The sequence below is a fragment of the Pantoea sp. SIMBA_079 genome (assembly GCF_046940275.1).
Lineage (GTDB): Bacteria > Pseudomonadota > Gammaproteobacteria > Enterobacterales > Enterobacteriaceae > Pantoea > Pantoea borealis.
Map to the genome: position 1 here is coordinate 97,137 of NZ_JAWRYR010000002.1, position 16,169 is coordinate 113,305.

General features: G+C 52.2%; 13 protein-coding genes. 8 read left to right on the plus strand and 5 right to left on the minus strand.

Annotated features, from left to right (window positions below; translation table 11 throughout):
- Positions 1-229 precede the first annotated feature (229 nt).
- Positions 230-1,684: a Cu(+)/Ag(+) sensor histidine kinase gene (locus SB719_RS04375; RefSeq protein ID WP_065647968.1), complete on the minus strand. Its 1,455-nt coding sequence runs from the start codon at positions 1,682-1,684 to the stop codon at positions 230-232.
- Positions 1,674-2,357, minus strand: a complete 684-nt coding sequence (locus tag SB719_RS04380) for a copper/silver response regulator transcription factor (protein ID WP_065647967.1) — start codon at positions 2,355-2,357, stop codon at positions 1,674-1,676. Before SB719_RS04380 ends, SB719_RS04375 begins: the two co-directional genes overlap by 11 nt.
- A gap of 194 nt (positions 2,358-2,551) precedes the next feature.
- Here SB719_RS04380 and SB719_RS04385 point away from each other — a divergent pair, with 194 nt between their 5' ends.
- From SB719_RS04385 to silA, 4 genes are all read left to right on the plus strand, one after another.
- Positions 2,552-3,937: an efflux transporter outer membrane subunit gene (locus SB719_RS04385; protein WP_065647966.1), complete on the plus strand. Its 1,386-nt coding sequence runs from the start codon at positions 2,552-2,554 to the stop codon at positions 3,935-3,937.
- Between the two features lie 28 nt (positions 3,938-3,965).
- Positions 3,966-4,319, plus strand: a complete 354-nt coding sequence (cusF, locus tag SB719_RS04390; protein ID WP_065647965.1) for a cation efflux system protein CusF — start codon at positions 3,966-3,968, stop codon at positions 4,317-4,319.
- A 113-nt stretch (positions 4,320-4,432) separates the two neighbouring features.
- Positions 4,433-5,725: an efflux RND transporter periplasmic adaptor subunit gene (locus tag SB719_RS04395; protein WP_065647964.1), complete on the plus strand. Its 1,293-nt coding sequence runs from the start codon at positions 4,433-4,435 to the stop codon at positions 5,723-5,725.
- A 10-nt stretch (positions 5,726-5,735) separates the two neighbouring features.
- A complete protein-coding gene (silA, locus tag SB719_RS04400; protein WP_065647963.1) occupies positions 5,736-8,882 on the plus strand; it encodes a Cu(+)/Ag(+) efflux RND transporter permease subunit SilA in 3,147 nt (1,048 codons plus the stop codon).
- Positions 8,883-9,055: 173 nt separating this feature from the next.
- On the opposite strand, the gene SB719_RS04405 is transcribed toward silA, so the two are convergent.
- On the minus strand, positions 9,056-11,473 hold the full coding sequence (locus tag SB719_RS04405) for a heavy metal translocating P-type ATPase (RefSeq protein ID WP_370512314.1): 2,418 nt from the start codon (positions 11,471-11,473) through the stop codon (positions 9,056-9,058).
- A gap of 319 nt (positions 11,474-11,792) precedes the next feature.
- Here SB719_RS04405 and cadR point away from each other — a divergent pair, with 319 nt between their 5' ends.
- The 4 genes from cadR to arsC all read left to right on the plus strand — a co-directional run bounded on the left by cadR (position 11,793) and on the right by arsC (position 14,724).
- Positions 11,793-12,251 (plus strand): Cd(II)/Pb(II)-responsive transcriptional regulator, encoded by a 459-nt coding sequence (cadR, locus tag SB719_RS04410; RefSeq protein WP_065647961.1) that lies wholly within the window; start codon positions 11,793-11,795, stop codon positions 12,249-12,251.
- A gap of 261 nt (positions 12,252-12,512) precedes the next feature.
- The gene (locus SB719_RS04415) at positions 12,513-12,866 is read left to right on the plus strand and encodes a metalloregulator ArsR/SmtB family transcription factor (RefSeq protein WP_006785991.1); all 354 of its coding nucleotides are present in this window, start codon (positions 12,513-12,515) and stop codon (positions 12,864-12,866) included.
- Positions 12,867-12,962: 96 nt separating this feature from the next.
- Positions 12,963-14,246: an arsenic transporter gene (locus SB719_RS04420; protein WP_065647960.1), complete on the plus strand. Its 1,284-nt coding sequence runs from the start codon at positions 12,963-12,965 to the stop codon at positions 14,244-14,246.
- A 49-nt stretch (positions 14,247-14,295) separates the two neighbouring features.
- Complete coding sequence (gene arsC / locus SB719_RS04425) at positions 14,296-14,724, plus strand: glutaredoxin-dependent arsenate reductase (protein WP_065647959.1); 429 nt, start codon at positions 14,296-14,298, stop codon at positions 14,722-14,724.
- Positions 14,725-14,781: 57 nt separating this feature from the next.
- On the opposite strand, the gene arsH is transcribed toward arsC, so the two are convergent.
- Both arsH and SB719_RS04435 read right to left on the minus strand, forming a co-directional pair.
- Complete coding sequence (gene arsH / locus SB719_RS04430) at positions 14,782-15,474, minus strand: arsenical resistance protein ArsH (protein ID WP_162287177.1); 693 nt, start codon at positions 15,472-15,474, stop codon at positions 14,782-14,784.
- A gap of 26 nt (positions 15,475-15,500) precedes the next feature.
- Positions 15,501-15,836: an ArsR/SmtB family transcription factor gene (locus tag SB719_RS04435; RefSeq protein ID WP_075050709.1), complete on the minus strand. Its 336-nt coding sequence runs from the start codon at positions 15,834-15,836 to the stop codon at positions 15,501-15,503.
- Positions 15,837-16,169 lie beyond the last annotated feature (333 nt).

Here is a 16,169-nt window from a genome sequence, read left to right on the forward strand (position 1 = left end):
TCAATGATGTCATCAACTAAAGAACTCACAAGCCAGACTGATTTCATCTTAAAAAAGATAATATACGTAACTCAGTGCCTGTATTCCGCTGATATTGATCCATAAAGACTGTTCTGCCTGCTTATTGAGGACGATTCTACCTGCTTAATTCTGTTGAAGGCATGACAACTTAATGACATCTCTGTAATATATTTATTATTCATCGAAAAAACTGGAGAAATTCGGGACACTATGCAGCCATTCTGGGTAATAGCAATATGAATCGTGTCGAAACCGTATCTGATTCGACCCACAGTTTCCCGTGATGAGCGTTTACGATTGACTTTACAATCGCCAGACCAATCCCACTGCCTTCTCCCTTTCTTTGCCGCGATGGATCGACGCGATAAAACCGATCAAACAAACGTGGCAGGTGTTCTGCAGGTATCGGTTTCCCTGGATTTTCAACTATAAGCTGAACACTATTCTCATTCCCCGCAATGGTTACAGTCACTGTCTTCCCTAACTGCGTATAACGCAGAGCGTTAGACAGAAGATTATTTAATGCCCTTCGGTACATAAGTGGGTCTCCTTTAATAAGGCAGCACGACCCGTTTAACTGCAGAGAAACATTGAGTTCTTCTGCCCAGGCTTCGAAAAAATCAAACACCTTGACCACTTCTGTGCGGAGATCAAACATTATCCGTTCGGGGATCAACTGATTATTATCAGCCTGTGCCAGAAAAAGCATGTCGCTGACCATTTTTGTCATTCTGTTATACTCTTCCAGGCTGGAATACAACACATCTTCCAGCTCTTTCTGCGTTCTGTGCTGACTTAGCGCGATTTCAGTCTGTGTAACCAGATTGGTTATGGGCGTTCTGATTTCATGGGCGATATCAGCAGAGAAATTTGCCTGTCGCGTAAATACATCCTCAATCTTTTCAATCATATGGTTAAACGATATCACCAGTTGCTCCAGCTCGATGGGAACTTTGGACGGTTCCAGTCTCACATCCAGGTTCTCCGAGGTAATATTTTTAATGGCCTTGCTGACGTTGCGGAGAGGAAGATGTCCCTGGCGAACCGCTATGCGGATAATGCAAATAATCAACAGGCTGATTACGAAGGCAATGGCAATTAAATTCTTTTTTAGTGCTTCCAGGTAATGAAGATGAAAATCAATCGAGAGCCCAATTATCATCTGATACGTCTGTGGTTTTCCGTTAAGCGTTGCTTTGCCTGAAGATGCAACGATTCTGTAAGTCTGCATTTTCATGTCAGAGCCGTTGCGCATAAGTAAAGCTGGCTCTTTCACTGTCCAGAGGAATATTTCCCTGGCCCGACTATGCGCGGTAAAGTTTGATGCATTGACCGCAGAGCGTAACGTCGCCCCTTGTGGTGAGCTGAACAACACGTCGCCCCCATCAGTCAAAATAAGAACAGCGACGTTGCGGTAATCTGAGATGGATTCTTTGATTTTACTTATTTTTTTTTGGTCCGGAGCTACAGGTGTCTGCAGTATTCTGTTCATCGTGAGACTGATTTGTTTCAGATCCCGGACATCCTGCTCTGCAAAGTGTTTTTCAACGGAATGCAGCATAAACCAGGTAAAAGCAAAAAACGCAATTATGGTGGACAGGCTGATAAAGAAGGTCAGTCTCAGTGCGAGAGAGTAAGGGCGCCCTGAGAAATTAAAACGCATCCGGAACCTCCAGGATATATCCCACGCCGCGGACCGTCTGGATCAGCTTAGGCTCATAATCGTTGTCTACCTTTGCCCTGAGGCGTTTTACTGCCACATCTATAGCATTAGTATCGCTGTCAAAGTTCATATCCCAGACCTGCGATGCAATCAGCGAACGGGGCAGCACCTCTCCCTGATGACGAATGAAGAATTCCAGCAGGGAGAACTCCTTACTCGTCAGCAAAATACGTTTCCCTGCGCGGCTAACCTTCCTTGAAACGAGGTCTACCATCAGATCAGCCACCTTAAACTGGCTTTCCGTGATGACTGTGTTACCCCGTCGTAAAAGTGTCCTGACCCGGGCAAGAAGCTCAGCAAACGCAAATGGTTTGATCAGGTAATCGTCCGCGCCCAGCTCAAGTCCTTTAACCCGGTGCTCAATGGTGCCGAGAGCCGTAAGCAGCAAAACAGGCATACCTTTACCTGCGGCACGAAGCATACGAATAATATCCCAGCCGTTTACATCCGGGAGCATGATATCCAGAATCAGTAAATCATATTCGGCTGTTATGGCGAGATGATATCCGGTCAGACCATTATCAGCGAGATCAACTAAAAATCCCGCCTCAGTAAGCCCTTTACTGAGGTACTCTCCAGTTTTTACTTCATCTTCAACGATCAGTATTTTCATCTTGCTCCCCTAGCTGACTACTCATGCCATTCATTCTATTTAGCCTAAGCATGTAATCAACGACTTACGTTAAAAATGACAGCATTGTCATTATTCAGTCACCTGGCAAACAGAGAGCATTCTGTAAAATCCCCCTATCAATACTCTGGACTTCATTTGAACCATTTACCAGGCCTGCCTGGAAGAGAAGCGTTATGTTCAAATTAAAACTATTAAGCATCAGCATGATTTTTATACTGACAGGCTGCGTTTCACTGGCACCTGAGTATCAGCGGCCGGCAGCGCCAGTACCACAGCAGTTTTCTCTGTCACGCAACAGCCTGACGCCAGCGGTAAATGGCTATCAGGATACGGGCTGGCGTAATTTTTTTGTCGATCCCCATGTTACCCTGCTGATCGGTGAAGCCCTGACAAACAACCGTGATTTGAGAATGGCCGCCCTGAAGGTTGAAGAGGCCCGGGCCCAGTTCAACGTCACGGATGCAGATCGTAATCCCCAGTTGAATGCCTCATCCGGGATCACCTACCGCGGTAGTCTGAAAGGTGACAAGCCGACCGCACAGGAGTACGACGCGGGTCTGGAGCTCAGCTATGAGCTCGATTTTTTCGGCAAGCTTAAGAACATGAGTGAAGCTGACCGCCAGAACTATTTTGCCAGCGAAGAAGCCCGTCGTGCCGTACACATCCTGCTGGTATCGAACGTTTCACAGAGCTATTTCAGCCAGCAACTGGCGTCCGAACAACTCCGTATTGCGCGAGAAACGCTGAAAAATTATCAACAGTCTTATGCTTTCGTTGAACAACAGCTGGTGACCGGGAGTGCGAACGTTCTGGCGCTTGAACAGGCCAGGGGACAAATCGAAAGTACCCGCGCTGAGATAGCCAAACGAGAAGGCGATCTGGCGCAGGCAAACAATGCCCTGCAACTGCTGCTGGGAACCTACCACGCACTTCCGTCAGAAAAAACGATGAAAGGTGGTGAGATCGCACCAGTAAAACTGCCACCAAACCTGTCGTCACAAATTTTGCTGCAGCGCCCGGATATCATGGAAGCGGAATACCAGCTCAAAGCGGCTGATGCCAATATTGGCGCAGCGCGAGCGGCCTTTTTCCCATCCATTAGCCTGACCAGTAGTCTTTCCGCAAGCAGTACAGAGCTGTCCAGCCTCTTTACGTCAGGAAGCGGAATGTGGAATTTTATTCCCAAAATTGAAATTCCTGTTTTTAATGCCGGCAGGAACAAAGCCAATCTGAAACTGGCTGAAATTCGCCAGCAACAGTCGATGGTTAACTACGAACAAAAAATTCAGTCCGCCTTTAAGGATGTATCCGATACGCTTGCGCTGCGGGACAGCCTTAGCCAGCAACTTGAGGCACAGCAGCGTTATCTCAATTCACTGCAGATAACCCTCCAGCGTGCCAGAGGATTATATTCAAGTGGTGCTGTCAGCTACATTGAAGTGCTGGATGCAGAACGCTCCCTGTTCACGACACAGCAAACCATTCTCGATCTTACATATTCCCATCAGGTTAACGAAATCAATCTGTTCACCGCACTGGGTGGCGGTTGGGTAGAGTAAATTTAATTCATTAATCAGGAAATAAAAAATGCGTAATTCACTTAAAGCCGTTTTATTGGGCACCTTCTCTGTCATGATTTCTGCCGGTCTTCATGCTGAAACACATCACCATGGTGATATGAATGCTGCCAGTGATGCTTCGACACAGCAAATTATTTATGGCAACGGTGTCGTTAAAGTCATTGATATAAAAAGTAAAAAAATTACCATTTCGCACGGAGCTATCCCTGCGGTGGGCTGGCCTGCAATGACCATGCGCTTCACCTTTGTGAATGTAGACGACACCATTAATGCCCTGAAAACCGGTAACCACGTTGATTTCTCGTTTATTCAGCAGGGCAATATCGCCTTACTCAAAAGCATTAACGTTACCCAATCCTGACTGACAGCCCGGAGCGAATATATCCAGTGGGCCTGAACACTTATAAAGATATTTCTGTGAATTAATGATCAGGCGCATATGCCAGGTGTTTTGATTTTTCAGCGAGAAATTGTATGGCTTCTTTAAAGATAAAATATGCTGCAATAATTATCAGCAGCCTGATAGCAGGGGGGCTGATATCGGTTACTGCCTTGCAGTATGTAAACCCGGAACAAAAAACAGTACAAACGGAACTAAAGACACCGGAGCGAAAGATACTTTTCTGGTATGACCCGATGAAACCGGATACGAAATTTGATAAACCCGGAAAATCACCCTTTATGGACATGGACCTGGTGCCAAAATATGCAGATGAAAGCGGCGAGAAAATCAGCGATGGGATCCGTATTCATCCAACGCTGGTTCAGAACCTGGGATTAAAAACGCAAAAAGTCACACGCGGAATGCTGAATTATTCTCAGACAATACCGGCCAATGTTATTTACAACGAGTATCAGTTTGTCATTGTGCAGGCGCGCTCTGACGGTTTCGTCGAAAAAGTGTATCCCCTGACGATTGGCGATCATGTGAAGGAAGGTACACCGCTTATCGATATTACCATTCCGGAATGGGTGGAAGCACAAAGTGAGTTTCTACTGTTATCTGGCACCGGAGGGACACCAACGCAAATTAAAGGTGTGCTTGAACGACTTCGTCTGGCCGGAATGCCGGAAAAGGATATCCAGAAACTGCGGTCAACCCGGAGTATTCAGACCCGGTTTACCATTAAGGCACCGATAGATGGTGTCATTACGGCGTTTGACCTGCGCACTGGTATGAATATCTCAAAAGATAAAGTGGTGGCACAGATTCAGGGGATGGATCCGGTCTGGATCAGTGCGGCAGTACCCGAATCCATCGCCTATCTCCTGAAAGACACCTCTCAATTTGAAATTTCAGTACCGGCCTATCCGGATAAATTGTTCCATGTAGAAAAATGGAACATTCTTCCCAGCGTCGATCAAACCACCCGGACCCTGCAGGTACGTCTGCAGGTATCAAACAAGGACGAACGTCTTAAACCGGGCATGAATGCCTATCTGAAACTGAATACCCGGAGCCAGGAAATGTTGCTGATCCCGTCGCAGGCCGTTATTGACACCGGTAAAGAACAGCGCGTGATCACTGTCGATGCAGAAGGTCGGTTTGTGCCAAAAAGGGTCCACGTTCTCCACGAATCTCAGCAACAGTCCGGTATCGGCACCGGCCTCAATGAAGGCGATATGGTGGTAGTCAGCGGCATGTTCCTGATTGACTCCGAAGCCAACATTACGGGCGCACTGGAACGTATGCGTCATCCGGAAACAACGGACGGCACAATGTCGCCAATGTCCGCTCCGTCTGCAAATACACATTCCGGTCATTGAGGAGACGATGATGATTGAATGGATTATACGGCGATCGGTTGCCAACCGTTTCCTCGTTATGATGGCCGCTCTGTTTCTTAGTGTCTGGGGCACCTGGACTATCATCAACACCCCTGTGGATGCGCTACCCGATCTGTCCGATGTACAGGTAATTATCAAGACCAGCTATCCTGGTCAGGCTCCGCAGATTGTTGAAAACCAGGTTACATATCCGCTCACGACCACCATGCTGTCGGTACCCGGTGCCAAGACCGTGCGCGGTTTTTCCCAGTTCGGCGATTCCTACGTGTATGTCATTTTTGAGGACGGGACCGATCTGTACTGGGCCCGCTCGCGTGTGCTCGAATACCTTAATCAGGTTCAGGGAAAACTGCCTTCCGGTGTAAGCTCGGAAATCGGGCCTGATGCCACAGGTGTGGGCTGGATATTTGAATATGCTCTGGTTGATCACAGCGGAAAACACGACCTTTCCGAACTGCGCTCTCTGCAGGACTGGTTCCTGAAATTTGAACTGAAAACTATCCCTAACGTCGCGGAAGTTGCATCAGTAGGCGGCGTGGTCAAGCAGTACCAAATCCAGGTTAACCCGGAGAAACTGGCCCAGTACGGCATCAGCCTGCCAGAAGTAAAACAGGCCCTTGAGTCATCTAATCAGGAAGCCGGTGGCTCATCCGTTGAAATCGCCGAAGCGGAGTACATGGTCCGGGCCAGCGGTTACCTCCAGTCCATAGACGATTTCAATAACATCGTCCTGAAAACCGGAGAAAACGGTGTACCGATTTATCTGCGGGACGTGGCCCGCGTGCAGACCGGGCCTGAAATGCGGCGTGGTATAGCAGAACTTAACGGTCAGGGAGAAGTCGCCGGCGGCGTCGTGATCCTGCGGTCGGGTAAAAATGCGCGCGACGTTATCACGGCAGTGAAAGATAAACTGGAGACCCTGAAGGCAAGTTTGCCTGAAGGCGTTGAGATTGTGACTACCTACGATCGCAGCCAGTTAATTGACCGGGCCATTGACAACCTCAGCTACAAACTCCTGGAAGAGTTTATCGTGGTGGCCATCGTCTGCGCCCTGTTCCTGTGGCATGTTCGTTCGGCCCTGGTGGCGATTATTTCTCTGCCTCTTGGTCTGTGTATCGCCTTTATTGTCATGCATTTCCAGGGGCTGAACGCCAATATAATGTCGCTGGGAGGGATCGCCATTGCCGTAGGGGCGATGGTGGATGCCGCCATCGTGATGATTGAAAATGCGCATAAATGGCTGGAAGAGTGGGATCATCAGCATCCGGGTGAGCAGATTGATAACGCAACCCGCTGGAAGGTTATCACCGATGCCTCCGTTGAAGTGGGACCCGCGCTGTTTATCAGTCTGTTGATCATTACCCTGTCCTTTATTCCTATTTTTACCCTGGAAGGACAGGAAGGTCGTCTGTTTGGTCCGCTGGCCTTTACGAAAACCTACTCCATGGCGGGCGCGGCCGCGCTGGCCATCATCGTCATTCCGATTCTGATGGGATTCTGGATCCGCGGGAAAATTCCTGCCGAGACCAGCAATCCCCTGAACCGGCTGCTGATCAAAGCGTATCATCCTTTGTTGCTGCGGGTACTTCACTGGCCAAAAATAACCCTGCTGGTTGCGACCTTATCCATCTTCACGGTTATCTGGCCCCTGAGTCAGGTAGGCGGCGAGTTTCTGCCGAAGATAAATGAGGGCGACCTGTTGTATATGCCCTCAACATTGCCGGGCGTGTCGCCGGCAGCGGCCGCTGCGCTCTTACAGACCACGGATAAGCTCATTAAAACCGTACCTGAAGTAGCTTCTGTTTTTGGCAAGACCGGGAAGGCCGAGACCGCGACGGATTCCGCGCCGCTCGAAATGATGGAAACCACGATCCAGCTTAAACCAGAGGATCAGTGGCGGCCCGGCATGACGATTGACAAGATTATTGACGAACTCGATAAAACGGTCCGTTTACCCGGTCTGGCTAACCTCTGGGTGCCCCCCATCCGTAACCGTATTGATATGCTCTCAACCGGGATAAAAAGTCCGATAGGTATCAAGGTGTCAGGTACTGTTCTGTCCGATATCGATGCAACGGCGCAGAGCATTGAGGCGGTAGCCAAAACCGTGCCGGGCGTGATATCGGCTCTGGCCGAGCGACTGGAGGGCGGGCGCTACATTGACATCGATATTAACCGTGAAAAAGCCTCCCGCTACGGGATGACGGTGGGTGATGTCCAGCTGTTTGTCTCCTCAGCCATCGGCGGCGCGACGGTGGGGGAAACGGTTGAGGGCGTGGCCCGGTATCCGATTAATATCCGTTACCCGCAGGATTACCGGAGCAGTCCACAAGCTCTGAGGGAAATGCCCATCCTGACACCCATGAAACAGCAGATCACGCTGGGTGACGTTGCCGATATTAACGTTGTATCCGGACCTACCATGCTGAAAACGGAAAACGCGCGACCGGCCAGCTGGATTTATGTTGATGCCCGCGGCAGGGACATGGTGTCGGTGGTCAACGATATCAGGACGGCTATCAGCGAAAAAGTGAAACTGAGACCGGGGACCAGCGTGTCATTCTCCGGTCAGTTTGAATTACTGGAGCATGCCAACAAGAAACTGAAACTGATGGTTCCGATGACGGTGGTGATCATTTTCATCCTGTTGTATCTGGCATTCCGTCGTGTGGATGAGGCCTTGCTGATCCTGATGAGTCTGCCGTTCGCGCTGGTCGGGGGAATATGGTTCCTCTACTGGCAGGGCTTCCACATGTCTGTGGCGACCGGAACCGGGTTTATCGCCCTGGCCGGGGTGGCGGCAGAATTTGGTGTGGTCATGCTGATGTATCTGCGTCATGCCATTGAAGCACACCCGGAATTGTCCCACCGGGAGACGTTCACACCTGAAGGCCTTGATGAAGCTCTTTATCATGGAGCAGTATTACGTGTCCGGCCAAAAGCCATGACTGTAGCGGTGATCATTGCGGGCCTGCTACCCATTCTGTGGGGAACCGGAGCAGGCTCAGAAGTCATGAGTCGGATTGCGGCCCCCATGATTGGAGGGATGATAACAGCTCCGCTTCTTTCACTGTTCATTATTCCTGCTGCCTACAAATTAATCTGGCTGCGCAGGCATAAAACAGACGTATCATGACATTCTAAGGCCCTCTGTCGGAGAGAGCCTTTATATCAGGATGGGTATCGAAACTGCACTACGTCTATTATGAAAAGTGCTGTGTCAGTGATGCTGTCACTCAGTTTTCCAGAGCCGGCATTGGCAACAAAACGCAGAAGATATAAGCCAACGGCTTCTCCTGACACTGCCCATCATAATCTGATAGGCAGCAACCGCTGCTTATTACGTAACAGGCGCAGACCATTTGCCACGACAAGCAGGCTTGCACCCACATCCGCGAATACCGCCATCCACATGGTGCCCATACCTGCAATGGTCAGGGCCAGAAACACTGCCTTGATCCCAATAGCCATAACGATATTCTGAACCAGAACGTTATACGTCTGGCGGGAGAGTCGGACAAAAGCCGGGATTTTACGCAAATCGTCATCCATGAGGGCCACATCGGCAGTCTCGATGGCGGTATCCGTGCCCATTGCGCCCATGGCAAAGCCGATATCGGCGCGGGCCAGCGCCGGTGCATCATTGATGCCGTCGCCTACCATGCCGGTCGTGCCCTGCGCCGTAAACGTTTCTACAGCACGCAGTTTATCTTCCGGCAGCTGATCCCCCCGCGCCTCATCGATACCAACCTGACCGGCAATGGCCTGCGCAGTGTGCGCATTGTCTCCGGTCAGCATGAGCGTTTTGACACCCAGACTATGCAACTGACTTATCGCCTCGCGGCTGCTTTCCTTCACCGTATCAGCCACCGCAAACAGCCCAAGCACCTGATGAGTGTCACAGAGCATGATGACCGTTTTACCCCCGGTCTCCAGTTCCGTTAGTGCAGCCCTGACCGCTTCCGGGCAGCGCACCGTTTCTTCAGCCAGCCTCAGATTGCCCAGACTGTAGGTTTGACCGTTGATGACGCCACGCACGCCGCGGCCTGGCAGAGCCTCAAAGTTTTCCACTTCATAACGCTGAATGCTATCTGATGCCGCCGATACAGCCTGCGAAACCGGATGATCGGAGTAACCTGCCAGGCTCACAGCCAGCCTGCGCCCCTCGTCTTCTGCCACCCCGGTATAGATAATCGCATCCGTCTGTACCGGCTTACCGTGCGTCAGGGTGCCGGTCTTGTCGAGCGCCAGCCACTTCAGCTTTCGACCCTCTTCAAGATAAACGCCGCCCTTGATCAATATCCCCCGGCGGGCTGCTGCCGTCAGGCCGCTGACAAGGGTCACTGGCGTGGAAATGACCAGCGCACAGGGGCAGGCGATAACCAGCATCACCAGCGCCTTGTATATCCACGCCTGCCAGCTTTCACCTGCAATCAGCGGCGGGAGAACGGCAACTGCGACGGCAATAGCAAACACCACAGGGGTATAAATTTGCGCAAAGCGATCAACAAAGCGCTGCGTAGGGGCTTTTGCCCCCTGCGCTTCCTCCACGGCATGAATGATACGCGCAAGCGTGGTATTTCCGGCAGCCGCCGTTACCCGGTACTCAAAGCCACCGGATCCGTTGACCGTCCCGGCGAAGACCGGGTCGCCTTCCCCTTTATCCACCGGCAGGCTTTCGCCGGTAATAGGTGCCTGATTAATGGCGGTCCTTCCCCGAACCACCGTGCCGTCGAGGGCGATACGCTCGCCCGGTTTTACCCTGACCACGCTGTTAAGGGATACAGACACGGCCTCAGTTTCTTTCCAGGAGCCGTCCGGCTGCTGAATTGTGGCCGTTTCAGGCGTCAGTTTCATCAGAGAGCCGATGGCATTGCGGGCGCGATCAAGAGACTTTGCTTCAATCAGTTCCGCAATCGTGAACAGGACCATTACCATGGCGGCTTCAGGCCACTGTCCGAGCGCCAGCGCCCCGGTGACGGCAATACTCATCAGGGCGTTGATGTTCAGGTTGCCGTTGCGAAGAGCAATCCAGCCTTTTTTGTACGTGGACAGGCCACAGGCCGCAACGGCAGCAAGAGCAAGAGCCGCTTCCAGCCATTCCGGCATGCCCGCCCAATGCATGGCTTCGGCGGCGCTTGCCGCCACACCGGCAAGCGCGAGCGGCCACCAGGGTTTTTTCTTTTCCTCAGTGACCACGTGCCGGCCATTACTGTCAGGAAGTTCAGGTTCAAAGCCCAGCGAACGAATGGCGGCCAGAACTGGCTCCAGCGCATCCGGTGCGTGAACCACCGTCAGTACGCGCTGCATAAGATTGAAATCCAGTTCCTTGACGGCTGACATGCCATCCAGCTTTTTACGAATCATGCCCTCTTCAACAGGGCAGTCCATCTGCATGATCCTGATACTGGTACGCACCCCGTCAGCGGTCAACTGCTGCGTCTGCAGCTCACCGAATGTGACAGGGGCAGGTGCGCAGCAGGAACCGCCGGTACTTTCCGCCTCACGGCCTGTACAACAGTTGCCTTCAGGCTGCATTGCTTTATCAATCGGTTCCGGGTCAAAACCCAGCGAGCGCACCGCCTGCAGAACCGGTTCCAGCGCCTGCGGCGTATGGGTCACGGTAAGCACCCTCTGTATAAGATTGAATTCGAGATTGCTGACGGAAGATAATTTTGCCAGTTTTTTTCGGAGGAGCGCCTCCTCCGTCGGGCAGTCCATCTGCATGATGCGCAGACGCGTCTGAACGTCATCGTTGCGGGGATGCTCTGCAACCAGTTCGGACACCTGGCTCAGGCCGTCCGTTGAGCAGCAGCTCCCGGTGCTGCAACAAGCCGGTGTGGTCTCAGTCGTTTTTGGTGGCATCTTCTCGGAAGCCTCAGTCGGGGCAGTTGCGGTATTTTTAACAGACGCCTCCTCTACGGTTGCGGCTGATCCACATTTTTTATTACTGCAGCAGTCACTCATTTTTTTATCCCGTTCATAACGTATACTGGCATTAAAGACCCTGATGTAACTACAGGGTCAAGCTCAGAAGAGGTGTGATATGAAAATTGGTGAACTGGCCCGCCAGGCGGGATGTCCTGTAGAGACGGTACGTTATTATGAGCGAGAGGGGCTTTTGCAGGCCGCATTGCGGGACCAGACTAATAACTACCGCCATTACGACAGCGCACATCTCGAAAGGCTTATGTTTATCCGGCGCTGCCGGGCGCTCGATATGACCCATGAAGAAATCCGGGTGTTGCTGCAGGCGCGCAGCCAGCCTGACGCAGACTGCGGTACGGTTAATGCCCTGATAAATGAACATCTGAACCACGTTCAGGCCCGTATTCGTGAACTGAATATGCTGGAAAAACAACTTTTTGAGCTCCAAAGCCACTGCAATGCCAACCGGGCAACACGGGACTGCGGAATTCTGCGCGAACTGGAGCAGACAGAAGAGTCTGAGGATATCGTGCCGGTTATCACTGCAGGTCATCTGGCCGGAAGCCACTCTTACTGATGCTGCTTTCTGCTGTAAGTAGAACTGTTCACTAAAGAAACAGGCTTTTTTGTGATGTGACTTCGTCTTGCCCGTCTATTAAGGCAGCTGAAAGTGTGCTGCCGTTAAAATCTGTGTGACATCGTTTAACCGCTATTCCCTCATTAAGCTGTACAGAAAAGCCTGTAATCACGTCACAACATATATGAATTTATCAATATAAAATTGACCTTTCGTCTGCAGAAGACGAGACTTGTTGCTGTCCGCCACGAAGGAGAAATTATGCCGTCACTTTTGCCCCTGCAACTTTTTAAGAATCTTTCTGACGAAACCCGGCTCAGCCTAGTGCTGTTGTTGCGCGAAAAAGGGGAGCTCTGCGTCTGCGAGCTTGTATCTATCCTGAAAGAAACACAGCCAAAAATATCGCGGCACCTGGCCCTGCTCAGAGAGAGTGGACTGCTTATCGACAGGCGCGACGGCAAGTGGATCCATTACCGGTTATCGCCACACATGCCTGCGTGGGCAGCAGCGGTCATTGAGCAGGCATATCTGTGTCAGCGGGATGAAATTCTTCATCTCAGTCAGCAGGCTGAGCGTGATAACGCAACCACCAACGGCAAAGCTGTCTGCATGTAAAAATTTTATCTAAACACATTCGATTAAACGAATATATTTACAGGGTACACTTAGCAGCCCGCTTTAACGGGCAGGTATAATTAAGAAGGAGAGAGTATGTTTCTGGCGGGTGCGATTTTTATCCTGACCCTGATACTGGTGATCTGGCAGCCGAAAGGGCTCAGCATTGGCTGGAGTGCCGTTATCGGCGCCGCACTGGCGCTGCTGACCGGCGTGGTAAACATCGGGGACATTCCTGTGGTCTGGCAGATTGTCTGGAACGCCACGGCCACGTTTATTGCGGTCATCATTATCAGCCTGCTGCTTGATGAGTCCGGCTTTTTTGAGTGGGCCGCGCTGCACGTTTCACGCTGGGGCGGCGGCAGGGGCCGGTTGCTGTTCACGTATATCGTTCTGCTGGGTGCGGCGGTAGCCGCCCTGTTCGCCAATGACGGGGCAGCGCTTATTCTGACGCCGATCGTTATCGCCATGCTGCTGGCGCTGGGCTTCAGCCCGGGCGCCACGCTGGCGTTTGTGATGGCGGCAGGCTTCATCGCTGATACCTCCAGCCTGCCGCTCATCGTGTCGAACCTGGTGAACATTGTCACGGCAGACTTCTTTAAACTGGGTTTCAGCGAGTATGCCTCGGTGATGGTGCCGGTGAATATCGCGTCCGTGGCCGCCACGCTGGTGATGCTGCACCTGTTTTTCCGCAGGGACATCCCGGCCACTTACGACCTGGCGAAGCTGAAGGCGCCGCGTGAGGCCATTCGCGATGCGCGTACCTTTAAAACCGGCTGGATTGTTCTCATCCTGCTGCTGATCGGCTTCTTTGCCCTCGAACCACTCGGCGTACCGGTCAGCCTTGTGGCCGCGGTGGCGGCGTTTATTCTCTGGCTGGTAGCCCGGAAAGGCAATGTGATTGATACCGGAAAGGTACTGAAAGGTGCGCCCTGGCAGATCGTTATCTTCTCGCTGGGCATGTACCTGGTGGTATACGGACTACGCAATGCCGGGCTGACTGATTACCTTTCTGCCGCCCTAAACCGGTTTGCAGAGCATGGCGTCTGGGGCGCAACGCTCGGCACCGGCTTTCTGACGGCGGCGCTTTCATCAGTCATGAACAACATGCCTACCGTGCTGGTTGGCGCGCTCTCCATTGACGGCAGCACCGCGCAGGGCGTGGTGAAGGAGGCGATGATTTACGCCAACATCATCGGCTGCGACCTCGGTCCGAAAATCACCCCCATCGGCAGCCTTGCTACCCTGCTGTGGCTGCACGTCCTGGCACAGAAAAACATTACCGTCAGCTGGGGCTACTACTTCCGTGTGGGCATCGTGATGACCCTGCCGGTGCTGTTTGTGACGCTGGCCGCACTGGCCCTGCGCCTGTCTGTTTAACCTAAACCCCGGCGCTGCGCCTGTGCAGCGCCTTTACGGAGTACCGCTTATGACTGACATTACCATTTACCACAATCCGGCCTGCGGGACGTCCCGCAATACCCTGGCACTTATCCGCAACAGCGGCACCGAGCCCACGGTGATTCTGTATCTGGAAACTCCGCCGGCGCGTGATGAGCTGAAAAAGCTTATTGCGGATATGGAGATCAGCGTGCGCGCCCTGCTGCGTAAAAATACCGAACCTTACGAGCAGCTCGGCCTGGCAGAGGACCGGTTCAGCGATAACGAACTGCTCGATGCCATGCTGGCTCATCCGATCCTCATTAATCGACCGGTTGTGGTTACGCCGCTCGGAACGAAGCTGTGTCGCCCCTCAGAAATGGTTCTGGACATACTGCCGGACCCGCAGAAGGGAGCGTTTACCAAAGAGGACGGCGAAGCCGTCATTGATGAGCACGGAAACCGCGTCAGCCACTGATGTTTCACCAGGCTGCGGGCATAGCAAATTTGAAAAAGCCGGCAGATGCCGGCTTTTTTATATGCTGCGCTGGTTTACACGCTCAGAGAGCTGCGCGGCACTCTCTTTCCTTTCGCTGTAGCGGTCGGTGAGATAACCACTGCGACCGCGCGTCAGCAGAGTGAACTTCATCAGTTCCTCCATGACGTCCACTATGCGGTCATAATACGGAGAAGGCTTCATGCGGCCGGCCTCATCAAACTCGGCCCAAGCTTTTGCCACGGATGACTGGTTCGGGATAGTGATCATCCGCATCCAGCGCCCGAGAATACGCATCTGATTTACGGCGTTGAACGACTGTGAGCCGCCGCTGACCTGCATTACCGCAAGGGTTTTCCCCTGCGAGGGCCGGACCGCCCCGGACGTCAGCGGAATCCAGTCAATCTGCGTCTTCATGATGCCGGTCATGGCACCGTGACGCTCAGGGGAGCACCAGACCATCCCTTCTGACCAGAGTACCAGCTCGCGCAGCTCTGCGACCTTCGGATGCGTCTCAGGTGCATCATCCGGCAGCGGCAGGCCAGACGGATTGAATATCTTCACCTCCGCGCCCATGGCCGTCAGCAGCCGGGCGGCCTCTTCCGTGGTGAGTCGGCTGTAAGAGCGCTCCCGCAGCGAGCCGTAGAGCATCAGTATGCGGGGCGGATGCGCCACCTCTTCGACTTTTAATTTTTCTTCCGTCAGCGGTGCATCCAGGTGCGTCGGATCGATATTGTTCAGGGCATCATTGAAGTTATTCACAATAGAGTCTCTTTATGAGTAATCGTAGCCGACAGGCTGCAGCAGCAGCCAGCGGCGCAGCACTCTTCCGTCAGAAAGGCCATCAGCTGCTCAAGCTGCGCATAGCAGGGCCTGCAGAACAGGGTACGGCTCTGCCGTTCCTGGCTTATGAGGCCAGCTGACATCAGCGCAGAAAGGTGATGACTTAGCGTGGAGGCCGGAATAGCCAGTCTTTTCTGGATGTCACCCACAGGCAGTCCTTCAGGCCCGACTTTCACCAGTTCACGGTAAATTCCCAGTCGCGTCACGTGTCCCAGTTCCCTGAGAGCAGCCGCAGCATTTTGTATGTCCACATCATCACCAAATCTACATTTCCAGAATAATGGAAATATAATTTAAAGCGGACGGAATGGTCAAGCCTCTTCCCGCCATAAAAGTGCTGCGCTCAAAAAGAAAGCCTTTTATACCCTGTTGATCCGGCTGCAGTGGCAGAGCATATAAAAAGGCCATGGCTCAGCATTTCGGTAAAATTCCAGCACTCTGACAACAGCTTTAGCCATAACCGTTTCGCTTCCTCTTGCCAGAAATTCCAGGCTCAATAATACTGTTCATATAACCAGTATAATTTAAAGGAGGATTTTTATGCGCTTTACATTTTTTTCCCTAATCCGTACACAGCAGCACGT